This is a genomic window from Citrifermentans bremense, assembly GCF_014218275.1.
In the GTDB taxonomy this organism is placed as follows: Bacteria; Desulfobacterota; Desulfuromonadia; order Geobacterales; family Geobacteraceae; genus Geomonas; species Geomonas pelophila.
In genome coordinates, this window is sequence record NZ_AP023213.1 from 2,544,167 (window position 1) to 2,568,278 (window position 24,112).

Sequence of the window (24,112 nt, forward strand, 5' to 3'; positions counted from 1 at the left end):
CTAATGTACCTCCGAGACGGGGGGTGCTGCAGGTTCTGTTGCCGGCTTCTTCTTCATGAAGAACTTGGTCACCATGACGAAGAAGAACGGTATGAAGATCAGGTCGATGAAGGTCGCCGAGAGGAGGCCGCCGGTGACCGCGGTGCCGATGGCGTTCTGGGCGCCGGCGCCGGCCCCCTTGGTGAGTGCCAGGGGGAGCGTGCCGAAGAAGAACGCCAGCGAAGTCATGATGACCGGCCGCAGCCTGATCTTCACCGCGGTGAGCGTCGCCTCGACCAGTTCGTGCCCTTGGTGCATCTGGTCCTTGATGAACTGGATGATCAGGATGGCGTTCTTCGTCGAGAGACCGACCGTGGTCAGCAGGCCGATCTGCAGGTAGATGTCGTTGGGAAGCACCCTCAAGGTAACGGCCGTGATGGCGCCGACCAGGCCCAGCGGAAGCATCAGCAGGTTCACGAACGGGATGGTCCAGCTCTCGTAGAGGGCGGCGACCGCCAGGAAGACGACCAGCAGCGAGATCGCGTACAGCGCCGGGGCCTGCGCCCCTGCCGCCTTCTCCTCGTAGGAGAGGCCGGTCCACTCGTAGCTGATCCCCGGCGGGAGCTTGGCGGCAATGGCCTCCATCTCGGCCATCGCCTCGCCGGTGCTTACCCCAGGTGCCGCGCTCCCCATGATCTCCATAGAGGGGATGCCGTTGTAGCGCTCAAGGCGCGGCGAAGCGTAATCCCAGTGAGCTGTGGCGAAGGAGGAGAAGGGAACCATCTCCCCCGTGTTGTTCCTCACGTACCACCTGTTGATGTCTTCGGGGACCATGCGGTACTTGGGGTCCGCCTGCACGTAGACCTTCTTGACCCTGCCGTTTTGCAGGAAGTCGTTCACGTAGGAGGAGCCCCAGGCTGTGGCGAGGACGCTGTTGACGTCGGCAAGGGAGACCCCGAGGGCCCCGGCGCGCACGTCGTCGATGTTCAGCTTGAATTCCGGTGTGTCGTCCTGGCCGTTGGGGCGCACCGCCATCAGCTTGGGGTTCTTCATCGCCATGCCGAGGAGCTGGTTGCGGGCATCCATCAGCGCCTGGTGACCGAGCCCCCCGCGGTCCTGCAGCTGGAAGTCGAAGCCGTTGGCCTGCCCCAGCTCGACTACCGCCGGCGGCGAGAAGGCGAAGGCCATGCCGTCCTTGATCTTGGAGAAGGCACCCATGGCGCGTCCCGCCAGGGCTGGAGCCTTCAGGTCCGGGGTGGGCCTAAGCTTCCAGTCTTTAAGTTTCACGAAGGCGAGACCCATGTTCTGACCGCGGCCGGCGAAGCTGAAGCCGGCGACGGTGATAAGCGAGTCGACCGTCTTGCTCTCCTTGACCATGAAGTACTGCTCCACCTGCTCCAGTACCTTGAGGGTCCTCTCTTGCGTCGCGCCGGCAGGAAGCTGGACCTGGCAGACGATGAATCCCTGGTCCTCGTCCGGCAGGAAGGCCGTGGGGAGACGCAGGAAGAGGAAGGCCATGATGCCGACCAGGCAGCCGTAGATGACCAGGTAGCGCAGCGGTTTGCCGAAAGAGTTGCCGACTATGGATTCGTACTTGTGCCGTGCCCCCTCGAAGACCTTGTTGAACCAGACGAAGAAACCGCTGAACAAGCTTCCCTCGCCGGGGAGGTGCCCCTTCTTCACCGGCTTGAGGAGCGTAGCGCAAAGCGCAGGGGTGAGGATCTGGGCGGTCAAAACTGAAAGGATCATCGCCGAGACGATGGTGATGGAGAACTGGCGGTAAATGACACCGGTGGAGCCGCTGAAAAACGCCATCGGGATGAAGACGGCGCAAAGAACGGTCGCGATGCCCCACAGAGCGGAGGTGATCTGCCCCATGGACTTCACCGTCGCGTCGTGCGGCGAGAGCCCCTCGTCGGTCATGATCCTTTCCACGTTCTCGACGACGACGATGGCGTCGTCGACCAGAAGGCCGATGACGATGACCAGGGCGAACATGGTCAGGGTGTTGATGGAGAAACCTGCCGCGAAGAGAACCCCGAGGGTGCCCAGGAGGACGACTGGCACGGCGATGGTCGGGATCAAGGTGGCGCGGATGTTCTGCAGGAACAGGAACATGATGATGAAGACCAGGAACACCGCCTCCATCAGGGTTTTCAGCACCTCCTCGATGGAGATCTTGACGAAGGGGGTGGTGTCGTAGGGGTAGACCACCTTGGCCCCTGCCGGTACGAATTTCTCCAGCTCGGCCATCTTGGCCTTGACCCGGTCGGCGGTGTCGAGCGCGTTGGCGCCGGCAGCAAGACGCAGCGCCATGGCCGCAACCGGTTTCCCCTTGTAGCGGGCGAGGATGTCGTAGTTTTCGGTGCCGACGTCGGTCTTGGCGACGTCCCTGAGCTTAACCGTCGAGCCGTCGGGGTTGGTGCGCAGGATGATTTCGTCGAACTGCTCCGGGGTCTGCAGCAGGGTGCGGGCGGTGACGGTGGCGTTCAGCTGCTGCCCCTGGACGGCCGGCTGCCCGCCGAACTGACCCGCAGAGACCTGGGCGTTCTGCGCCTGCAGAGCGTTGACCACGTCGGTTGGTGTCAGCTTGTAGTTGTTCATCTTCTCGGCGTCCATCCAGACGCGCATGGCGTTCTGGGAGCCGAAGACGGTGACCTCCCCTACCCCCTGGACCCGGCTCACGATGTCCTGGATGTTGGAGACCATGTAGTCGGTCAACTGGTGCCGGTTGAGCGACCCGTCCTCGGAGACGAGCCCCACGATCAGGAGGAAGTTGCGGGTGGACTTGACCACCTGTACCCCCTGCCTCTGCACCACCTGCGGCAGAAGCGGCGTGGCAAGCTGCAGCTTGTTCTGCACCTGCACCTGGGCTACGTTGGGGTCGGTCCCCGCCCTGAAGGTAATGTTGATGCTCACGGCACCTGCGGAGTCGCTGGTGGAGGACATATAGAGCAGGTTGTCGATGCCGTTCATCTTCTGCTCGATTACCTGGGTCACGGTGTCCTGGACCGTCTGCGCCGAGGCGCCGGGATAGACGGCGTTGATCGAGATCTGCGGCGGAGCGATCGGCGGGTACTGGGAGACCGGCAGCGCCTTGATGGCGAGCAGACCGGCCAGCATGACGACTATGGCAATGACCCAGGCGAAGATGGGCCTGTTTATGAAAAACCTGGACATGGAATAAGCTCCTTGACTGGCGACCGTCGGTTAACGTTCTTCGTTTACATACTGCGCGACATGCAGCGCTGGCGGTCTCTTTGGGCCGCCCGTGCTGCCGCTACTTCTTCTGGGGCTGACCCGCTGGCTGTGCCGCTGCAGGGGCAGCCGGTGCCGCTGCCTTGGCGCCTGGGGCTGCCGCACCTGGAGCGCCCGCCTGGGGTGCCCCTTGGGCCGCGCCGGAAGCTCCCTGGGGAGCACCCTGCGGCTGGGCCTGGAACGGGACTGCCTTCACCGGGGTGCCGGGGCGGGCCTTCTGGAGCCCCTCAAGGATCACCTTGTCACCGGGGTTCAGGCCGCCGCTCACCAGCCAGTTGTCACCGACCGTGCGGGCCACCTGGATCGGGCGGGGTTGCGCCGTGCCGTCGGCACCTACCACCATCACCGTCGGCTGTCCGGCGGCGTTGCGGGTCACGCCGCGCTGCGGCACCAGGATGGCCGCCTCGTTGATCCCCTCTTCCAGCACCGCGCGCACGAACATCCCGGGGAGAAGCGTCTGCTTCGGGTTGGGGAACACGGCGCGAAGCGTGATGGAGCCGGTGCTCTGGTCCACGGTGACGTCAGAGAACTTGAGCGTCCCGGTGAGCGGGTACGGGGTGCCGTCCTCGAGGAGGAGCTTCACCCGGGCCTGGCCGGCGGCGTCCCTTTTCAAAAGGCCGCTGGCGAGGCTGCGGTTCATCTTCAGCATGTCGGAGCTCGACTGGGTGACGTCCACGTAGACGCTGTTAAGCTGCTGTATGGTCGCCAGTGCCGCTGGCTGATTCGCCGTGACCAGCGCGCCGTCGGTCACCGTGGAGCGGCCGATGCGCCCGGAGATGGGGGCGGTCACGCGGGTGTAGGCGAGGTTGATTCTGGCGGACTCGACGGCGGCCTTGGCGGCGGCGACGTCCGCCTCGGCCTGCTTGAGGGCCGCGTAGGCGTTGTCGTAGTCCTGCTTGGCCACGGCGTTGATCTTCACCAGGTCCCGGAAGCGTTCCTCCTTGAGCCGCGCCGGAACGAGGTTGGCCTCGGCCCTCGCCTCGGAGGCCTTGGCGCTGGCGTAGGCAGCCTGGTAGGTGGCGGGGTCGATCTGGTAGAGCACCTGCCCCGCCTTCACGTCGCTTCCCTCAACGAAGACCCGCTTCTGGATGATGCCGCTTACCTGCGGCCGCACCTCCGCTATGAGGTAGGGGGAGGTGCGCCCCGGGAGCTCGGTCGTCAATGCGACACGCTCGGTTTTCACCTCAATGACGCCTACTTCGGGCGGGCCCATCTGAGGCCCCTTGGGCTGCTCTTTCTTGCCGCAGCCAGCCAGACCCAGGATGCCGCTCAAAAAAACGACGGTTAACAAATGCGCCCTGTACTTACTCTGCATGAAACACCTCGTAGTTTTTGATACTTCAGTCGATAAGTTTCAGATACTGCCTCAATATCGTCCACGGCTGCGCGAGCAGCCGGAGTCAATTCATTTGCGCCTGAGCAAGGCAATCACGATGATGCCGCCCCAGACTACGGCAACCAGGAACAGGAAGATCTTCATCAGCATGTTTTGGTTCAGCTCCTAAAAAATGAATGTTCATTCGTCATCTGCGCACGGCGTCCCAGCAGGCGCCGACAATCTGCTCGATCAGCTCATCGTCGAGGCTGATGAAACCAAGGATCTGGTCGCGGCAGACGTCGATCAATGGCGAGAAGAACAGGGCGAAGAGGATAGAGAGCGGGAGAGGCTTGAAGATCTGCTGCTCAAGCGCTTCGTGGAACAGCTCGCTGATGATGTCCTTCTCCCCCTTGCCGAAGATCTTCTCCCGGCGGTGGTCCACGCCGAAGGGGGAGTTGTGGAACTGCTCGACGAAGCGCAGCTCAAGCGGAGCCGAGACCAGGTAGTTGACCAAGACCCTGCCGATGTGCATGAAGCGCTCGCGCACCGGCCCCTTTTCGGGGTAGTCCTTCATGATCGCCGCTACTACACGCGCTTCGACCATGCTGTAGATGTCTCGGATCAGGGCGTCCTTGTTTTCGAAGTAGCGGTATATGGTCCCTGCCCCGACCCCCGCCTTGTCGGCGATCATCGCCATCGGCGCGCCATGGAAACCCTGCTCCGCAACCAGTTCCAGGGCCGCCTGGACTATCAGGTCCCGCTTGTCCAACTTTTCCATCATGACTCCCTCTATGCGGAATGAATCTTCATTCCTTATAAGTCCGCGGCAGTTTCGTTGTCAAGAATGTTCCTTTGCAGCGGCAATTAAAATGGTCAAAGATTCAGTAACGGCCATCGGTGGGACAGTTTCGGCAAGGGGGAAGGAGCAGCAGCGGGCGATTGAAGGTGGCGTGCAACTGGCACAAAGAGTGGGGACTCAGGAGCAGAATATGAGGGTAGCCTTCATACAGGCGGCTTTCCGCTGCTATGAGCCGGGAGTTTCGGCAACTGCCGCAGGCACAAAGAGAACCGGGAGCGTCGCATGTCGGGCTACTTCATTGGCGGTGCTGCCAAGGATCAGCTCCGTCAGAACCCCCTTCCCCTTTCCTCCCATGACTATGGAGGTGAAGGCCCCCTTGCTCATGCGGGAAAGGATCTCCTCCGCAGCACGGCCGTGAACCAGGTCGATGCTCACCTCGGCAGCGCCAAGCCTTTCCAGCCGCCGCTTCTTGGCCTCCAAGAGGTACCAGCACTCCTCTTCGCGACGGCGCTCGTTTTCCTGGTCTTCTCCCTGCGATTCCATGACGTGCATCAGCGTTACCGAGCAGCCCGTTTCCAGTGCTATCTTGCCCAGAAAATCGAGTGCCTTCTCGGCGGTCTCCGAGTAGTCGGTCGGGAAGAGGACGCGTGAGAAGATCCTTCGGCAGGAAGCCTCCCCCTCTTTGCCGAGGTCCAGGCGGTCCAGAAGGAGCGGATGGCTCGTGGTTCTCAAAAGCTCCCTGGAAACGCTCCCAAGCGCTGCGGAGCGGATCAGCCCCTTGCCGTGGGATCCAGCCAGGATGACGTTCACCCCGTGATCCCTCGCGGCCTGTTCCAGCATCAGGGCCGGCGTTCCCAAAAGGGTCTGGACCACGACCTTCAACCCAAGCCGCTCCAGAGTATCCTTCTGCCTCCTAAGCACCAAGTCAACATCAACCGGTTGCACCGGGAGAACCTCGACCGCGCCGGTGGCATCGACCAGTTCCGTCACGTGGGCGAGGACGACCTCTTCAGTACCGAGCTCTCTGAAGGACTCGACGCACTCAATGAGCTCGTCGGAGGCGGGAGTCAGATCCGTAGCTACAAGAATTTTCCAGAACATGTTGCCCTCCTGTGACAGTTCCCGTACCGCTTAATTCTCCCCCGTGTCGGGCAAAATTCAAGCTGAGATCGACGGGAAGGGAGGAAACGTTGAGTTCGTAGTATATCTGCTCGGCGATCTGCCTCGATTGGCCCTGACTGTTTGACTGCAGGGAGTTTTTGCTGTAGATTCACGCGCCACACGCAGTTCAAAACATGGGGGAGGAAGCATGATCGGTCTGCTACGCAAGCGGCGGAGCATCCGCAAGTTCACGCAGGAGCAGGTGTCGCCAGAGGCTTTGGATGCGCTCACGGAGACCGCGCTCCGCGCGCCGTCATCCAGGGGGCTCAACCCGTGGGAGTTCATCTTCGTTGACGACCCGGCGCTTTTGAAGCAGGTGGCCCGCGCGAAGCAGCACGGTTCCGAGTTCGTGGCGGGCGCCCCGCTGGCCGTCGTGGTCTGCGCGGACAGCACCAAGTCCGACGTCTGGGTGGAGGACTGCTCGATCGCCGCGATCCTGCTCCAGTTCACCGCGCTCTCCCTGGGGCTTGGGAGTTGCTGGGCCCAGATCAGGAACCGCCGCCACGACGCGGTCAGGAGCGCAGAGGAGTACCTCCAGGAACTGCTGGGCCTGCCGGAGCAGATCAAGGTTGAATGCATACTGGGGATCGGCCATCCAGCCGAGCTGAGGCGCCCACTGCCGGCGGAGAAGCTGCAAAGCGAGAAGATCAGGAAAAACCGCTGGTGAAGGTGCACCGCGGTGGCGGCGGCAATCGTTGACAACGCCACTGGAAGGTACTAAATTCGCGTCGCTGAGAATCAACTTCCTCTTTCTGCTGGGCAGAAGGGCGTCCGGTCCTGGAACGGCGTGTCGCTGGTAACAATGGAGATAAAGGTGCGGGAGAAACTCAGGGAGATGGGATACGTCATTTCCCACAACATCCACCGGGACAGGTTCCTGAAGAACCTCGACGTCTGCGTCAGGTTCAGGGGGGCAGTTGTAGCGGAAGCCTGCTTTACCGACGACGGCGACTCGGCCTACTGCCATCATGTGAAGGTCGAGCCCGAGTACAGGCGCAGGGGGATCGCTTCCGCCATGTACCAGTACGCCGAATCCATTTTCCTGAAGAAACTGGAGAACCACTGGCACGACGATCCGGAGACCCAGAGCCCAGAAGCGAGGGCATTCTGGGCGCAGCCTCACCGCCCATTCGGATTCCTCTCGAAGTGACCGAAGCCGCTTGGCTTCAGTTGAGCCTTACCGGGCGCACAAACAGAAGGCCCGCTCTATGAGCGGGCCTTTCGTCTTTTACACCTCAGCCTGAGCCGGCTTCAGGCGTCAGTGCTTGTTGAGCACACGGAGCGTTTCGTTTGCCTCCTGGAGCTTGCGGTTGAGGAGCTTCAGTTCTTCTTTGGTGTAGGTGGTCGCTCCCTTTTCGTTGATCATCACCTGCAGTTTCTTGATCCTGTCCTGGATGCTGTCAACCTCCTGCCCGCAGTCCTTCAGAAGCAGTTCGCATTCCTTGGCGCATTGGTCGTTGTGGCTTTGCGCGCGATGTCCATCAGCGGCCAGGGCCGGAGCTGCCACCGCAAACATCGATACCGCCAAGAGCATTGCCAATTTCTTTTTCATCGTTACATCCTCCTTTGGATTTTTATGATGTCGTCTTGCAACAACCTCTTCTTAGCATTGCGCGTGCCAAACCGTAACTTGCTGAAATCACAATCGCACTTACAGTCACGGCGAGGAGAATAAAGAATATTCAACAACATCGCGTGGCATATTCTCTAACCTCCCCTCCCCTTTGGCTGCGGCACTCTCCCCTTTGATCCCCCTCCCCTTACTTGAGTGGGATGAGGGGATCGAGGGGACCTATCGCGGTGGCTTTTCCCGGAGTCGGGACGCGGAGCGCAGACGACCTCGTTTCCTGACGATGCCTGGCTGCTTTTAAAAAGAGGGATGCTGCAGAAGGAATTACTTGCAAGAGGGATTTTCACTACGGAGTAGGGTCCGACCGGAAAAAAGACGGCACACCCTGGAGGAGGATCAGGATGTGCCGGATAACATGTCAGCCGCCTGTAAGGTCCGACCTGATGGTCGTGAGAAGGGAGTCGAGGGATTGGTCCATCCTTTGTTCAAGCAACCGTCGCTGGTTGCCGGTTGCTGCCGGTTTGTCTTCGGCAAGATCCACGGCTGCGACTTCATCGACTGCCGGACGGCCGCCAGCCAGCAGTTCGTAGTGCACGTGAGGCCCGGTGGACCTCCCGCTATTTCCAGAGTAGGAGAGCACGGCGCCTGCTTCCACCTGCTCGCCGGCGCTCACCTTGACGCTGGCGTTGTGGCCATAGAGGGTCCTGTCACCGTTAGCATGCTCGACGATGACGGTAGCGCCGTAGCCTCGACGCTCCCCGGCGAACAGCACCCTCCCTTTACGGGTGGCGCGGACCGGGGTACCAACGGGGACAGCGATGTCGATGCCGCGGTGAAAGGCGACCTTGCCGCTGCCAAAAGGATCCGTCCGCCACCCCACCCCGGAGGTGACTACTCCGTCCACCGGGAGGGCCGGATCGGCCATAGCCGACGCAGGGAAAGTTAAAAGAACGACTGCAGCTATTTGCAAGACCTTCATGCCGGCTCCAAATAAAAAGTCTCCGGCTCCGAAGAAACCGATCCCTGTCCTTATCAATTAACGTGCCCAAAGCCCTGCGCGGCGCTAACGTGCCGTAGCCATGGAAGATCATCTACTCAAAGAGCCCCGCAGCGGGTCCGGCCTGCAGGACGGCTGCAGAATATCCCCACCCCTACAGAGGAATATTCCACAGAATTTGCCCCGACAGACGCCGAGATACCCAAGCTGCAACATCGGGAACGAGCCCTTTTGACGGATGCGGATTGGTATTGAGCTATTCGATTTCAGTGATATCGGCTGCGGGGGGAACGTGAAGGTGCGTGACAGCGGCACGCCTGACTAGGAGATGTGGAGCACAAATGGAGCGGCCTGGGACGGCACCCTGCTCTTCATCGGAAAACTCTGAACTTCCCGAACCGCTTCACCGCCCTTCTCCGGCCAGCACCTGCCAGATCCGTTCGGCGGCCCTGCCGTCCCACAACTGCGGCACCCTGGCCCGCCCCCGCTTCTCCAGGCTCTGCCGGTACCCGGCAAGGATCCTCTCCGGTGCGGTGCCGGCGAGGACGTTGGTCCCTATCTCGACCGTTATGGGGCGCTCGGTGTTCTCCCTGATGGTGACGCAGGGAACGCCGAGCGCCGTGGTTTCCTCCTGGAGCCCGCCGCTGTCGGTGAGCACCACTTCCGCGTCCTTCCAGAGAAAGAGCGCGTCCCGGTAGCCAAGAGGCGGCAGCAGTATCACCCTGTCGCTCAACTCGGTGCCATGCACGCTCATCATGTTCCTGGTGCGCGGATGCACCGGGAAGAATACGGTCCTTTGTGCTGCCAGCTCGTTGATGGCCCGGGCGATGCCTCCGAAGACCTCCTTCGAGTCGACGTTGGAGGGGCGGTGCAGGGTGAGAAAGAGGTACGGGCCCGCAGCCTCCTTGAGCCGGTATGTCTCGAAACACGAAGGCTCAATCCCCTCCATACGCTTGACCTGGTGCAGCAGGTTGTCCACCATCACGTGCCCTACCGCATGAATGCGATCCTTTTGTTTCCCTTCCCGGAGCAGGTTCGCGACGCCGCTTTCTTCGGTGACGAAGAAGCTGTCCGATATGGCGTCGGTGACCATCCTGTTTATCTCTTCCGGCATGGAGAGGTCGAAGCTGCGCAATCCCGCCTCTACATGCGCCACAGAGATGCCGCACTTTTTCGCGACGATGCTGCAGGCAAGGGTCGAGTTGACGTCCCCCACCACCAGCACGAGGTCCGGCGCTTCCCGCCGGCAGACCTCCTCAAAGGCGACCATGATGCCCGCTGTCTGCGTCGCGTGACTTCCAGATCCCACGTTCAGCGCGTAGCGTGGCTGCGGTATCTCCAGTTCCTCGAAGAAGGTGCCTGACATCTCCTTGTCGTAATGCTGCCCAGTATGGACGATGCTGCAGACGACGTTTTTGTAGGAAAGCGAAGCGCGGTAAATGGGTGCGATTTTCATGAAGTTCGGCCGGGCCCCGGCGATCAGCAGGACGTTCATTGGTTTCCCCCCGGTTTCCGCGGCAAGCGCGGGGATAAAGTTCAGGCGGGTGTAAGGCGTGATTAACTGGTGCGAAGGACGCGGCACCAGCCGGACCCTTCGAAAACATTATTGTGTTTTAACATTCAAGAAGACAAATGCAAATCGAACAGCGACCGTGACAAGATCACTCCACAGTGTGCGCGGGAAAATAATCATGGCGACAGTTGCGTTTTCATTTGAGATATATAATAATCCTCTCAAAGGTCTTTCATCATGAGGAAGTGCAGAACCCGCGCACACAGGAGGCAGGCATGACACAGGAACAGAAGAGCAGGGACCGGGAAGATCTGCGTTGCCGAACCCAGCACATCAACGACAACTTCTCCAGTTGCCTCACCGAGGAAAAACGCTGCCGGTGCAACCACGCTTTTTTGTTCGGCGACGATTACCTCTGCACCCATCCAAAGCACCGCGAGTTCGAATAGCCCCGGGTACCAGGGTTTCTCTTTGGCGCAGGGGGTAAAGCATCCTCCCTCACCTCGCGCGCACGAAAGGCTATCTCCGCAGCCCAAACGCTGACGCAGTACCATTTGAAGCCTTTCATTGACCTGCAAACAGCATTCTATCTCCCGCAATTTTTTTGTTGACCCACGACTGGCAAACAAATAGTATCCGTAATGTCGGCCACTTGGTGTCAAAGCTGTCGTTTTAGGCTTGACATTTCGGCGCCCGGCCGCCCCCCTAGCGCCTATAATCCCGCAAGAGGAACAGCCATTTGCCATTGCAGATCCTCGTCATAAGCGACAGCGCTTCCTTTGCAGCGTACCTGGAGCGGCTCCTTGCCGAGGCGGGACATGCCGTGACGACGCTCCTTGACCCGGGCCAGGCGTTTCGCGCGGTGAGACGGCAGAAGCCGGAACTGATCATCCTGGCCGTAGGGCCTGAGAAGGTGGCGCCTTTGGCTGTCGAGCACCGCGTCCACACCCCTGAGCCGAGAGCAATTCCGGTGATAGTGATCTCGGAATGCCTGAGGCTGGAAGCGGAGCTTTTGCACATCTTCGATTTCATCCCCAAGCCGCTGCAGCTAAACCGGCTTTTCGACGACCTCGCCTTACTTGAACGGCGCGACGCGCCGCGAGGCGCTGCTGACGAGATCAGCGACGAGCTCTGCAGCGAGTTTTCAAGACACATCCTCCGCTGCACCGGGCTGCACTTCGAGCAGAGGAACCGCGCAGCGCTTTTGCGCGGGCTCGCCAAGCGGATGTGCGCCCTGCGCATCGGGAGCTACAGCGAATACCTGGCCTACCTGAAGCTGCACGGCGAAGACCGCCACGAACTGCAGAAACTGCTGCAGTTCCTCACGGTGGGGGAAACCTATTTTTTCCGCTACCCCGCCCATTTCGCGGCCCTGAAGGAGCGCTTCACCCTCCCACCACCCGTCGACCAGCCGCTACGGATCTGGTCCGCGGGATGCTCCACCGGGGAGGAGCCCTACTCGATTGCGATGACGCTGATGGAAGCACTGCCGGACTGGAGGGAGCGCGACATCAGGATCATCGCCACCGACATCAACAACCGCTCCCTGAAACTGGCCCGCGACGGCGTCTACTCCCCTTGGTCCCTGCGGATAACGCAAAAGCAGCAGGTCGAGCGCTACTTCGAACGGGTCGGGCAGAGCTTTCTTATCAAAGACGAGGTGAAGCGGCTGGTCCATTTCCGTCACCTGAACCTGCTGGGCCCGGTACACGACGAGCTGTGGCAGGAGCTTTCAGCGTTAGACGCGATTTTCTGCCGCAACGTCCTCATATACTTTACGCCGCAGACCGCCGACGCGATGCTGCGCCGCCTGGCCGACGCCCTCAAGGTTTCGGGCCAGCTCTTTTTGGGGCACGCCGAGACGCTTTTGCAGCACGACAGCACGCTGGAGCTCAGGCACCAGGGGAAAGGCTTCTTCTACCTGAAGAGCGAGCCCCGCAAACGCCAGGCAGCACCCCCTTCGGCCAGCGCCCCGCCGGCGCGGCGCCCACTGCCGGCAGCGCCGCCCCCGGCGACCGCTCCTCGAAAGGTTTTCTCTCCCCCGCGGAGCGCCGCCCCGCCACCTCCCTTGACGCCTGCCCCTCCCCTGGAGGCAGCTCGCGAACTTTTCGACCAGGAGGATTTCGACCGGGCGCAGGAGCTTTTGGACCGGATTCTCAGGGAAGAACCGGCGAATGCGTCTGCGCTGGTGCTGGTGGCATTCATTCAGGCTGGGAAAGGTGCTTTGCAGCAGGCACTGGAGACCTGCAACCGGGTCCTGGAGCTGAACGACCTTTTGCCGGAAGCGTACTTCCTCAAAGGAGTGATCCTCGACGCCGACGACCGTCTGGCCGAGGCCGCCGACGAATACCGGAAGGCGCTCCTTTTGGAGCACGACTTCGTCATGCCGCGCTACCACATGGGGAGGCTGCATTTGAGACTGGGCCGCCAGGCCGAGGCGGCGCGGGAGATCAGGAACAGCATCAGGATCCTGGCCCGGCACGACGGCAACGACACCGTCCCCTTCTCTGGCGGCCTGACCCGGGCCGTCTGCATGATGCAGCTGCAAAACGCCCTGGCGCAGGTCGCCTGAGGCAAAAGCCGCAACCAGCGGCAAAAGAGGTAACCGATGACCACGGCAAAAGAGGAAGCCTACGACATCCGCAGCATCCTCGGGCAGATGCGGGAAGAGTACTGGCAGGCGCTTTCCGAAGAGGAGGCGCAGGCAAGGGAAGTGCTGGAGTGCCTCGTCTTCACCCTGGGGGGGGAGCGGTTCGCCTTCGAGACCCAGCACGCGAGCGAGGTGATCCGGGTGCCGAAGCTGATCCGGGTCCCCGCGGTGCAGGCGCTCATCGCCGGGGTCTTCAACCTGCGCGGAGAGATCACCGCGGCCATGGACATCCGCCCCATGCTGGGGCTCCCCCAGCCCGAGATCGGCGCCGCAGGAAGGATCGTGGTTGTGAAAAGCGACCAGTTCGCCACCGGCATCCTGATCGAGGCTGCGCACGGGGTGCAGGGGCTTTGCTGCGACGGGTTCGAGCCAGCCCCGGCCGCAAGGGGTAAGCGCTTCGTCAGGGGGCACTTCAACGAGGAAGAGGGCTCCATCATCCTGCTGGACATGGAGGCGCTACTGGCCGCGCCGGAGATCGTGGTCGGCGAGGGATAGAAAAAATTAGACCGTTCTCGCTTTAATTTCACAAAGGCACGGGGATCAACATGTCCAACAAGCTATCGTTAAAGATCGTCAGCGTCCTGATCATGGTCATGATCGTCATCATGACCGCCTTCTCGGTGTACTTCGTCCGCTCGCGCAGGCAGAACATGGAGGACGAGCTCCTTTCCAAGGGGCGGATCCTGGCGCAGACGGGGGCGAAGTCCATGGAGCGCATCCTGGCTGAGGCGATAGAGAACCGCAAGCTCACCATGGAGCAGCTTTTCGACGAGCGCTACGTCCCGATCCCCAACACCGAACCGCAGAAGTACCACACCCAGTACGACCGGTTCCTGGACCAGGCGATCCAGGCCCTGGAGGACGAATTCCTCAAGGACGACCAGATCGTCTTCGCGGTGCTCGTGGATCGAAACGGCTACCTTCCCACCCACAACAGCAAGTTCTCCGCCCCGCTTACCGGAGACCGGGAGCGGGACAAAAATGCCAACCGCACCAAGCGCCTGTTCCAGGACGAGGTCGGCCTCGCCGCGGCCCGCAGCCTCACCCCGTTCATCAAGCAGGTATACCAGCGCGACACCGGGGAGAAGATGTGGGACCTCTCGGTTCCGGTCTACGTCCAGGGGAAACACTGGGGCGCCTTCAGGATCGGCTTTTCCATGCAGAAGACCGAACAAAAGGGGGCCGAGCTTAGAAACGAGATCGTGCTCAGCATGCTGGTCATGCTGATCGCCTGCTCGGTGACCATCCTGCTCGTGGTGAGCCGCGCGATAAGGCCTCTGGCCAAACTGACCGCTGCAGCCCACCGCATCACCGGCGGCGAGCTCGACGAGACCATCCCAGTAGAGAGCAACGACGAGATAGGGACGCTGGCAGAGGCCTTCAACACCATGACCACCGTGATCGTGCGAGACCTCAAGGAGGAGATAGGCCGCAGCGGGCGCCTGATCGCATCGGTCAAGGAGGCAGTGATCCAGCTCTCCAGCGCGGCCAACGAGATGATGGCGATCTCGGCACAGCAGGCGTCTGGTTCCACCCAGCAGGCGAGCGCGGTCCAGGAGGTGACCACCACCTCGGAGGAGATCGCCATCACCGCGAAGATGATCACCGCTAACGCCCGCAGCGTCGAGACCGTCGCCGAGGACACCACCAGCAACTGCAACAACGGGCGCGAAGACGTGACCAACGCCATCGAAGGGATGGGGCGGGTCCGCAGCCAGGTGGAGAGCATAGCCCGCAGCATGCTGGAGCTGGGCGACAACAGCCAAAAGATAGGCGGCATCGTGGAGATCATCGACGAGATCAGCGACCAGACGAACCTTCTCGCCTTGAACGCCGCCATCGAGGCCGCCGGAGCAGGAGAAGCGGGGAAACGCTTCGCAATCGTGGCGCACGAGGTGAAAAGGCTCGCCGACCGCACGGTCGAGGCGACCCGCCAGATCAAGGGGCTGATCAGCGAAATCCAGAGCGCCACCAACAACACCATCATGGTCACCGAGGAGGGAACCAAGGCGGTCGACTACGCCTCAAGCCTCGTGGACAAGGTACAGCTCTCCTTCGCGTCGATCGTTGGGACGGCACAGGAGACGGCGCGGACGGCCAAGGAGATCTCGCTCTCCACCCAGCAGCAGACCTCGGCCTGCGAGCAGATGGCCGAAACCATGAGCGAGGTGCGCGACGTGGCGCAACAGGTGGCGATGTCGGCGACCGAGACCGAGCGGGCCATAGCGGAAATCCTCGAACTTGCCGAAAGGCTCAAGGAGATCACGGAGGAAGAGGCGTAGATGGGAAGCCGCTACCTCGAGATCTTCTGCCGGGAGGCAGAAGAGCACCTGGCTTCGCTGCAAAGCGGGCTCCTGGTCCTGGAGAGGCACCCGGAGCGGACCTCGCTTTTGCACGAGCTCTTGAGGAACGCGCACACGCTTAAGGGCTCGGCCCGCATGGTGGGGCTCTCCGACATAAGCGCCATCACCCACACCATGGAGGAGCAGCTTAAGGGGATGGAGCGCGGGGAGCGCGAGGTGAACGCGCAGGCAGTGGACCTCCTTTTGAAAGGGGCCGACGCCGTGGCTCTGATCACCTCGGCGCTTTTGCGCGGGGAGGTCCCGGACCTCGACGTGGAGCGCTTCGTGGCCGAGTACGACCGGGGTGAGCTCTCCCATCCGGCGCCGGCCGAAGGCCACGAGGCGGCACCAGAGCAGCAAAGCGAGACGGTACGGGCGAACGTCAAGACGCTCGACCAGCTGGTGAACCTGATCGGCGAGATGATCATCAACAAGAAACGGCTGGAGGCGAAGCTCTCCACCCTGAAGGGGATCGCCGAAGCGCTTCCGGGCGAAGAGGCTCAGGCCCTCTCCCTTTTCCGCCGCGACCTGGAGGAGGACGTCCTCTACCTGGACTACCTGATCCAGGAGCTGCACGAGAAGGCGATGGCGCTCAGGATGCTCCCCTTGAGAAGCATCTGCGACGGCTTCGAAAGGCTGGTGCGCGACCTGGCCCAGCAGCTTGGCAAGGAGGTCAGGCTCCAGATCGCCGGCCACGGCATCGAAATGGACCGCGTGCTTCTGGAGGGGCTCAAGCCGATGCTCATCCACCTCTTAACCAACGCCGTCTGCCACGGCATCGAATCACCGGAGAAGCGCGCCGCGGCCGGCAAGCCGCGCGAGGGGGTGGTGTCGCTGTCGGCACGCCACGAGGGGCGCTCGGTCCTGGTCGAGGTGGCGGACGACGGCCAGGGGATGGACCCGGCGCGGATCAAGGCGGCCGCCCTGGCCAAGGGGGTGATCGACCCGCGCGAGGCGGAGGCGATGAGCGACGAGGAGGCCCTGTACCTCACCTTCAGGACCGGCTTCTCCACTGCAGAAATGGTGACAGACGTCTCCGGGCGCGGTGTCGGCATGGACGTGGTGAAGCGCAACGTCGAACGGGTCAAAGGAAACATCACCCTGACCAGCGAGAAAGGGAGCGGCTCCCGCATCTCCATGCAGCTGCCGCTCACCCTCTCGGTGATCGAGGCGCTCCTCGTCGAGTGCGGCGGCGAGTGCTTCGCACTGCCGCTCAACTACGTGCAGGAGATCCTCAAGGTGCGCCCCGAGGAGATCTCTTTGCTGGGAGCAGGCGAGGTGATCAAGGTGCGCGGCGTCACCACTTCCCTCTACAGCCTGGCCGCCATGCTGGAGCTGCCGCGGCAGGCGAAGGGCGCACAGGCACTGGCGGTCATCGTGCTGAAGCTGGCCGACCAACGCCTGGCCTTCGCCGTGGACGCGCACCTGGGGAGCTCCGAGGTGGTGGTGAAGGGGCTCGGCAAGCAGTTTCGCAGCGTCAGGTTCCTTTTCGGCGCCACCATCATGGGGGACGGCAACCCCGCCCTGATTTTGAACGTCCCCGACCTATTCGCGGCAGCGGCCAACGGCGGACGCGCGGCGGTGCGAGACGAAGCCGGGGGGGCCGAGGCGCGGCGCTTCAGGGTGCTGGTTGTAGACGACTCCATCACCACCCGGACCATGGAGCAGAGCATCCTGCTCACCCACGGGTACCAGGTCGTTACGGCCGTATCGGGGGAGGACGCCCTGGATAAGTGCGACGCGGAGGATTTCGACCTGATCATCTCAGACGTGGAGATGCCCGGCGTCAACGGCTTCGAGCTGACCCGCAGACTCAGGGAGTCCGAGCGCTACCGGGAGGTCCCCGTCATCATCGTGTCGTCGCTTTCACGCGACGAGGACAAGAGGCAGGCGCTGCAGGCGGGCGCGCAGGCGTACATCGTGAAGGGGGCCTTCGACCAGGGGATGCTCCTGGAGACGGTGCAGATGCTGATCGGCTGACGGCGACGGTTCGCCGGCGGGGGCGGTTTCCATGACCATACGGATTCTAGTGGCTGACGACTCGGCTTTGGTGCGCCAGATCCTGAGGGATATATTGCAGGAGGAGGAAGATATAGAGCTTGCGGGTGAGGCCTGTGACGGCAGACAGGCGTGCGAGCTCACCTTCCGGCTCAGGCCCGACCTGGTGATCATGGACATCCGCATGCCGGTCATGGATGGGCATGAGGCGATCGAGGAGATCATGGCCCAGGCCCCGACCCCGGTGCTGGTCCTCTCCGCCGCGGTGGAAGCGAGCGAGGTCGACCGCGCCTTCACCGCCATAAAGCGCGGCGCGCTCGACGTGATGGAAAAGCCTGAGCTTGCAAGCTCAGGCGCGCTGGAGGAATTCGGACGCCAGCTGCTGCAGAAGGTGCGCCTTTTGGCACGCATCAGGGTCATCAGGCACCCGCGCCGCAAGCTCAGGCCCCCTCCCCCCCTGGAGCTTCCCGTATCGGGACCCGGTCCCGACATCCTGGCCATCGGGGCCTCGACCGGAGGTCCCAAGGCGGTGATGACCCTCTTGAAGAGCCTCCCTGCAGATTTTCCCGCCACCGTATTCGTGGTACAGCACATCGCCGCCGGCTTCGCGCCAGGCTTCGCCTCCTGGCTCAACCGGGAGTGCCTGCTCCCGGTCAGACTGGCCGTCGACGGCGGGAAGTACCTCCCGGGCGAGGCGGTCATCGCCCCCGACGGCAGGCACATGACGCTTTGCGAGGGAACCACCAGGCTCGTTACCGACCCGCCGGTCAACTGCTGCCGCCCTTCCATCGATGTCTTCTTCAATTCACTGGCACGTACGCGCTGCGACCGCGTAGTCAGCGTCCTTTTGACCGGCATGGGGCGCGACGGCGCCCAGGGGATGCTCCGGATCAGGGACGCCGGGGGGACAACCATCGTGCAGGACGAACCGAGCTGCGCGGTATTCGGGATGCCGAAGGCCGCCATTTCTCTCAAAGCCGTGGACCAGGTGCTCCCTCTGGATCTGATCCCCGGGGCCATCGCGAAGCTCTTCGCGGCGCAGCCCCCCAGCGGGCCATCACGGCCGACTACCCCGACAAAGGAGACCAATTGTGGCAAAAACGATACTGATCATTGACGACAGCGAGGTGGTCCTGGCCATGGCCAAGGATGCGCTGGTACAGGCCGGATACCAGGTACTCACCGCCACCAACGGCATCGAGGCCAACCGCTTCATCTTCTCGAAGCAAAGGCCGGACCTGATCATCATGGACATCATGATGCCGATGCTCGATGGCAACAAAAAGGCGAAGCTCCTCAAGGAAAACGAGGTGAGCAAGGACATCCCCATCCTGCTTCTTTCTTCCAAGAGTGAAAACGAGATGCGCGAGCTGGCGGCCGAGGCTGGGGCGAACGGCTACATCCTCAAGCCGTTCAACGCGGACGAACTTACCGAGAAGGTGAGGTCGGCCCTTAGGGGATGACCTCGCGCTTGTCCCTTGGGCGGCAACTGTAAAAAAACGAACAGTGAATTTTTTTACAGCAAAGCGGCAACGTGCTGTTTCTGCGTGGCTTTTCTGCCAGGCCGGACGCAAACTGTAAAAAATTTCACACCCCGCCCGGTACGCGCGGCCGCAGCACCTCAGCCGTAACCTATTGAAATAAAGGCAGTCCTCCCGGCGCCAGTTTTGGCACGCTTATTGGAATAAACGTTAAGTTGTACCAATAACCGCAGCGCCGGGAGGACACGATGGATCACCAGTACAGCATAATCAACCAATGCCTGCAGTTGCTGAAGCAGAGCGACATGCCGACCATAAAGAAGCTGCGCGTCGAGATACAGCTCATCCAGATGAAGCGGCTGCTTCTGAACGACAGCCTCACCAGCGACTTGGCGCGCAACGGATGCGGGGACGATGTCTTCGAGGGGCTCCTGAGCCAGATGCGCAGGATCTGCGGCGGGAGGCACGAGGGAGAAGCGCTAACCGACCTGATGGAGCGTATCGGCGGGATGTTGAACGTCCTCGGAGGGGACCACGCGCACTGAGGCAGGCGAAGGGGCCGGGAGCACCACGCGGGCCAGGGTCCCGCACCCCGGGGTCGAGTCGAGCAGCAAATGGCCGCCATGTTCGGCGACGATGTACTGCGAGATGTAGAGTCCGAGGCCGCTCCCTCCCCGGTCCAGCTTCGTGGAATAGAAGGGTTCGAAGAGCCGCCCCATGGTTTCCGGCGCAATGCCGACGCCGTTGTCCCTGACCTCCACCACCACCTCACCGCTATGGACGTCGTAGCGGGTAGTCAGATGCACCTCCCCCCGGCCGTCTTCCAGCGCCTGCATGGCGTTCAGCACCAGGTTGATCAGCACCTGCTCTATCTGCTGCTGGCTTCCCGGAATCACCGGAATCCCGGTGCCAAGGGTGGTCTTCAACTGCCCCCCCTTCTGGGTCTGGCAGGCGAGCACGGAAAGGGCGGCCGATACCGCGGCGTTCAGTTCCAGTTTCTGGTGCCGGTGCGCCTCTCCCCCCACCCCGTAGTCCCTGAGCCCCTGAACTACCCGCGCGATCCGCTCCGAGTTCTCGATGATCTTGCCGGCGTTCTCAGTCAAGGCAAGACGCGCCTTTTCGAATGGGACGCCGCCCAGGTAAAAGTCACCCTCCTCCTCGCGGACCCGGTCGAGCAGCGGAACGGCATCGCTCCACATCTTGCCGATCATGTGGCCGGAAAAGCGGATCGAGGCGTTGGGGTTGTTGATCTCGTGGGCCATGCTGGAGAGAAGCAGCCCCAGCGAGGTCATCTTATTGGTCTGGATCAGCCGCGCCATGACCCTTTTCTTCTCCTCCTGCACCTCCAGCCTCATCGCCTTCAGAAGCTCTTCCTGCAGTGCGACGTTCTCGAGTTCGCGCAGCTCAAGGGAAGCGGCCATGGCGTTGATGGCGTTCGCGGCGCGCCCCAGCTCGTCGTCCGCATCCAGCTCCACCCGCGCCGAGAGCTTGCCGGAACCTATCTCCTCGATCCCCCCCATAAGCTTGTTGAAGGAATAGGTGACCCGCTTGATCACCTGGTAGCTGAGCAGGGATACCGCCACCCAGAAGAGGGTCCCGATGCCAAGCGAAGCGGCGACCAGGTTGACCAGCCGCTCCCGTACCGCCGACATGTCGAGCATCAGGAGCACATGGCCGATGACCCGCTGCTCTTCGGTCGTTTCGTGACCAAGGAGCACAGACTCGGGAGAAAGCACCGACCCGGGAGAGGTAATCGGTACGGCCATCTTGACGGTCTCCCCCTTGGGCACCTTCACCTTGCAGGCCTCGGCCACCACGATCTTTTGATGGTCGCTGATGGTCACCGAAACTACCGAAGACTGGCGCGAGGTCGCTTCGGCCAGCACGGACAGGGCCTCCTTGTTTTCCGCGAAAAGGGGGAGGCGCGCGTTTTGAGCGAGGATGGTGGCAAGAAGCCTCCCCTCGCGCTCCAGGGCGCCGCGGTAGGAGTTGATCTCGGTCAGCACGTAGAAAGTGGCGAAGGCCGCTGTCAAAAGCGCGATGATCCCGGTGAAGATCAGGTAGAGGCGGAAACGGAAGCTCTTGTTGAAGAGGGAGAGCCGGAACCTTCTTTTCAGTCTCAGCTTCATCGGCCGGCCACGCTGGAAAGCTTCAGTTGGCGCACCACCCCGTCGTTGGACTTGGTTATCGCGCGGCGCGGCGGCACGGGGGGGATTTCGTCGACCGGTTTGCCGTCCAGGACGCTCAGCGCCATCTCCCCCAGTTGGCGGCCCGATGTCGAAACGGTCGATGGTGAGCGCCACGGCTCCGCCCATGGTGAGGTAGATGTCTGCGAAAGTGACCACCGGCACCCGTTCCCCTTGGGAGAAGAGGAAGTAAGCCTCGGTCGAGGCGGGCGTAACCGCCGTCGGGTCAGGGATCATCCAGAGGGCGTTGACTTTTCCCCGCAACGACTGCAGCATCCCCGGGGTCTCTTTGGCCGCGTGCACCTCGCGCAGCACGAGGTCGACGGGACTGCGGGAAGCCAGCGACAGGGCGCGCTTCAGGTACGCCCCGCTGCGGGAGGGATCGTACACCACTCCCACCTTCGGGGTCCCCAGCGCCTCGAAAACGGAGAAGTAGCGGGACGGGTCGAGCAGCATGCTGACGCCGGTCGCAAACCGGCGGGGCTTTGGGTTCAAGGCCATCATGTAAAGCACCGGCGTGCTGTTTTGCTTCAGGGCGAGGTTCAGGGCGCGGTCCCCGACGGCGACGATCAGCTTCGGGTGCTCCTCGCGGGTGATGCGGGTCACGTCGGCCTCGGCGTATTCCGACAGGACCACCCTTCTCATGCTGACCCGGCACTCGCGCTTGAAGCCGTTCACCGCCTCTTCGTAACCCTTTTCGTGCAGCGACTGCAGCACCAGGACTTCGTAACAGAAGGCTGGAAGCGGTATGGACAACAGCGAGGCAATCAGGAGGAATCTCAGAAGTTGCATCTAACCCCCAGCTCCACCCAACGGCCCGGATTGCGGTAGACAGCGTCGAGGTACTGGTCGCCGTTGAAGAGGTTCCGTACTGAGGCGAAGATCTCGAGGGAGGTCTCGGATAATTCCACCGTCTTTCTCAGGTGCAGGTCCCAGATGATAGCCCCGTACTTCCCGGTCCCAGGGTTATCCCAATCTATGAAACGGCCGTTCAGGTGAGCCTGGAAAGCTGAGTAGTCCTGATACCTGAGGCCAACCTGCACTGTATGCTTCGGGACGCCGTCGAGATGGGGGCCGCTGTCACCATGGGTTCCCCGGATGTAGGTGTAGCCGGTGGTGAGAGAGGTCCGGAAAATAGGAATCGTCTTCGCCTCGATCTCGGCCCCTTGCTTCACGTGCCTCTCATAGGTGATGGCGCGCGTGCTGCCGGAGATGATGTCCCAGGTATCATTTCGGAACAGGGTCCCTTTAAGCCACAGCCCAGGGATGTCGCCTGTCTCGAATCCAAGCTGTGAAGTCCACACCTTCTCCGTCGAGGCGGAGCGGTTCAGCGAGGTGAGACTGTACCCTCTAGACGTGTAGCCGCGCAAGACGCTGTTCTCGGTGAGCGCATAGGTGACGCCGAAACTGGGGCTGAAGTGGTCGCCTGCCGAACCGGTGCTGTCGAAGCGGGCACTGGGCGTGAGCGCAAAGCGCCCAAGGGTGAGGGTGTCGCTTAGGTAAAGACCGACCCGGTCCGCCCTTCGGTTAAGCAGATCGGCTAGAGCGATACCATTCACCATGTGAGCGCTGACGTGCTCGTAATCGATGCCGGCGGTGATCCTTTGCAGGTCATCCAGCCAGGAGAGCTGAAGGTTGCCTCCGAGGCGGGACTCCTCCGTCTCGAAAGCCATGGTGCCGACTGTGCCAGGGGCAACCAACCCCTGTCTCAAAAGCTTGGCGCTCGACTCAGTCGTCACCAGTGCCCCCTCGACAAGCAGATGGTCCATGAGCTGGTACTGACTGGCAAGCGTGGAAACGATCAGGGTACTGTCCGTGTTCGCCCGGTTCACCCCGGCGCCGAACATGCCGCTTTCGCCGTCCATGACGGCAGTGGTCAGACTGAGCGAACCACGGGCCGGCAGGGCGTACTGGAGCTTTCCGTAGAAATTGTTCTTGTCGGCCATGTTGTTCGGCAAAAGGCCGTCGGAGCGAAGCTTTCCCCCGGTCAGGTAATAGCCGAAGCGATTATTGGTTCCGGTTAGCTCCGCCCGCGCATCGAGCGTTTCACGTTGTCCGTAGGAAGCCGAAACCACCCCTCCCACCGGTCGCTCGGGGTCAGGAGACTTAGTGATTACGTTGATGACCCCCCCGAGCGCGTTTCCCCAGGAGGAGGAAGCCGCACCCTTCACGACCTCTACTCGCTCGATCAGCTGCACCGGAATGGAGCTGACATCCGGGAAGTTGTCGGCCAGGTTGTTGATGGGGACCCCGTCGAGAAGCACAAGGACATGGTTGTAGTTCGACCCTTGGACCTCGAAATTCACCGGGGTCCCGGGGGTGCGCGTCATCTCCAGTTGCACGCCGGTGACGTAACTTAGGACATCCGCCAGGGTGTGGGCGTTGATGGTGTCTATGTCCTGGGCGGTGACCACTGTTATATTCTCGGCGGTCTGCGATGCCGGACGCGGCGATCGGGTCCCTGAGACAACCTCGGTCCCCTCTCCGTTGTACAGCTCAAGGGAACGCAGGTCGTCGTCACAGTTTGCCGGAGGAGCGCACAGCATCATGGAAAGGGTGCAACCAAGCAGCACCAGCCTGGCTCTGACAGAGCAGAGGAGTGAATAGACACACGGTTGCATCAAAGCCCATCCTTCTTAAAAAATTTAAATTTTATTATTGCAATGAAAATAATGTCATGCTAGTGTGACTTGTCCGTAAAGTCAAGCTCAAACAAATCCGACACGAAAAAAAGGGGGGCAAGACAATGGCAAACGAGAAACTGGCACTGGAAGTATTGGAAGAGGGAAGAGACGCAGAGGTAACTACCGAAGGGTTGGGCTGCTGCTGGTCTTTGTTCATGTTCTACTATACCGACCAG

At 61.8% G+C, this 24,112-nt stretch carries 19 protein-coding genes; 10 read left to right on the top strand and 9 right to left on the bottom strand.

The genetic code is table 11. The features are described from left to right. The 4 genes from GEOBRER4_RS11230 to GEOBRER4_RS11245 form a co-directional block, all read right to left on the bottom strand. Positions 1-3,159, bottom strand: coding sequence for an efflux RND transporter permease subunit (locus GEOBRER4_RS11230; RefSeq protein WP_185242371.1), 3,159 nt, complete (start codon positions 3,157-3,159; stop codon positions 1-3). Between the two features lie 100 nt (positions 3,160-3,259). Next, complete coding sequence (locus tag GEOBRER4_RS11235) at positions 3,260-4,552, bottom strand: efflux RND transporter periplasmic adaptor subunit (RefSeq protein ID WP_185242372.1); 1,293 nt, start codon at positions 4,550-4,552, stop codon at positions 3,260-3,262. Between the two features lie 208 nt (positions 4,553-4,760). After that, positions 4,761-5,333: a TetR/AcrR family transcriptional regulator gene (locus GEOBRER4_RS11240; RefSeq protein ID WP_185245316.1), complete on the bottom strand. Its 573-nt coding sequence runs from the start codon at positions 5,331-5,333 to the stop codon at positions 4,761-4,763. Between the two features lie 246 nt (positions 5,334-5,579). Further along, complete coding sequence (locus tag GEOBRER4_RS11245) at positions 5,580-6,455, bottom strand: universal stress protein (RefSeq protein WP_185242373.1); 876 nt, start codon at positions 6,453-6,455, stop codon at positions 5,580-5,582. 208 nt (positions 6,456-6,663) lie between these two features. Between GEOBRER4_RS11245 and GEOBRER4_RS11250 the strand changes: the two genes are divergently transcribed. Both GEOBRER4_RS11250 and GEOBRER4_RS11255 read left to right on the top strand, forming a co-directional pair. Next, complete coding sequence (locus tag GEOBRER4_RS11250; RefSeq protein ID WP_185242374.1) at positions 6,664-7,182, top strand: nitroreductase family protein; 519 nt, start codon at positions 6,664-6,666, stop codon at positions 7,180-7,182. Between the two features lie 120 nt (positions 7,183-7,302). Then, positions 7,303-7,665 (top strand): GNAT family N-acetyltransferase, encoded by a 363-nt coding sequence (locus tag GEOBRER4_RS11255; protein ID WP_226377764.1) that lies wholly within the window; start codon positions 7,303-7,305, stop codon positions 7,663-7,665. Positions 7,666-7,773: 108 nt separating this feature from the next. Here GEOBRER4_RS11255 and GEOBRER4_RS11260 read toward each other — a convergent pair whose 3' ends face one another. The 3 genes from GEOBRER4_RS11260 to wecB form a co-directional block, all read right to left on the bottom strand. Next, complete coding sequence (locus GEOBRER4_RS11260; protein ID WP_085812522.1) at positions 7,774-8,067, bottom strand: hypothetical protein; 294 nt, start codon at positions 8,065-8,067, stop codon at positions 7,774-7,776. 436 nt (positions 8,068-8,503) lie between these two features. Then, positions 8,504-9,064 (bottom strand): M23 family metallopeptidase, encoded by a 561-nt coding sequence (locus tag GEOBRER4_RS11265; protein ID WP_185242375.1) that lies wholly within the window; start codon positions 9,062-9,064, stop codon positions 8,504-8,506. 421 nt (positions 9,065-9,485) lie between these two features. Next, on the bottom strand, positions 9,486-10,577 hold the full coding sequence (gene wecB, locus GEOBRER4_RS11270; protein WP_185242376.1) for a non-hydrolyzing UDP-N-acetylglucosamine 2-epimerase: 1,092 nt from the start codon (positions 10,575-10,577) through the stop codon (positions 9,486-9,488). Positions 10,578-10,870: 293 nt separating this feature from the next. On the opposite strand from wecB, the gene GEOBRER4_RS11275 reads away from it, so the two are divergent. The 8 genes from GEOBRER4_RS11275 to GEOBRER4_RS11310 all read left to right on the top strand — a co-directional run bounded on the left by GEOBRER4_RS11275 (position 10,871) and on the right by GEOBRER4_RS11310 (position 19,611). Then, entirely contained in the window at positions 10,871-11,044 is a 174-nt protein-coding gene (locus GEOBRER4_RS11275) for a hypothetical protein (protein WP_185242377.1), read from the top strand. 290 nt (positions 11,045-11,334) lie between these two features. Continuing rightward, complete coding sequence (locus tag GEOBRER4_RS11280; RefSeq protein WP_185242378.1) at positions 11,335-13,167, top strand: CheR family methyltransferase; 1,833 nt, start codon at positions 11,335-11,337, stop codon at positions 13,165-13,167. Positions 13,168-13,203: 36 nt separating this feature from the next. Then, on the top strand, positions 13,204-13,740 hold the full coding sequence (locus tag GEOBRER4_RS11285) for a chemotaxis protein CheW (RefSeq protein WP_185242379.1): 537 nt from the start codon (positions 13,204-13,206) through the stop codon (positions 13,738-13,740). Between the two features lie 50 nt (positions 13,741-13,790). Then, positions 13,791-15,527 (top strand): methyl-accepting chemotaxis protein, encoded by a 1,737-nt coding sequence (locus GEOBRER4_RS11290; protein WP_085812517.1) that lies wholly within the window; start codon positions 13,791-13,793, stop codon positions 15,525-15,527. Further along, entirely contained in the window at positions 15,528-17,567 is a 2,040-nt protein-coding gene (locus GEOBRER4_RS11295) for a hybrid sensor histidine kinase/response regulator (protein ID WP_185242380.1), read from the top strand. A 31-nt stretch (positions 17,568-17,598) separates the two neighbouring features. Next, complete coding sequence (cheB, locus tag GEOBRER4_RS11300) at positions 17,599-18,702, top strand: chemotaxis-specific protein-glutamate methyltransferase CheB (protein ID WP_185242381.1); 1,104 nt, start codon at positions 17,599-17,601, stop codon at positions 18,700-18,702. Next, positions 18,677-19,048, top strand: coding sequence for a response regulator (locus GEOBRER4_RS11305; protein WP_085812514.1), 372 nt, complete (start codon positions 18,677-18,679; stop codon positions 19,046-19,048). Before cheB ends, GEOBRER4_RS11305 begins: the two co-directional genes overlap by 26 nt. A gap of 266 nt (positions 19,049-19,314) precedes the next feature. After that, positions 19,315-19,611: a hypothetical protein gene (locus GEOBRER4_RS11310; protein WP_185242382.1), complete on the top strand. Its 297-nt coding sequence runs from the start codon at positions 19,315-19,317 to the stop codon at positions 19,609-19,611. On the opposite strand, the gene GEOBRER4_RS11315 is transcribed toward GEOBRER4_RS11310, so the two are convergent. Next, entirely contained in the window at positions 19,546-22,044 is a 2,499-nt protein-coding gene (locus GEOBRER4_RS11315) for an ATP-binding protein (protein WP_226377765.1), read from the bottom strand. The genes GEOBRER4_RS11310 and GEOBRER4_RS11315 overlap by 66 nt on opposite strands. Then, positions 22,032-23,873 (bottom strand): TonB-dependent receptor plug domain-containing protein, encoded by a 1,842-nt coding sequence (locus GEOBRER4_RS11325; protein WP_185245318.1) that lies wholly within the window; start codon positions 23,871-23,873, stop codon positions 22,032-22,034. Before GEOBRER4_RS11325 ends, GEOBRER4_RS11315 begins: the two co-directional genes overlap by 13 nt. Between the last annotated feature and the right edge of the window lie 239 nt (positions 23,874-24,112).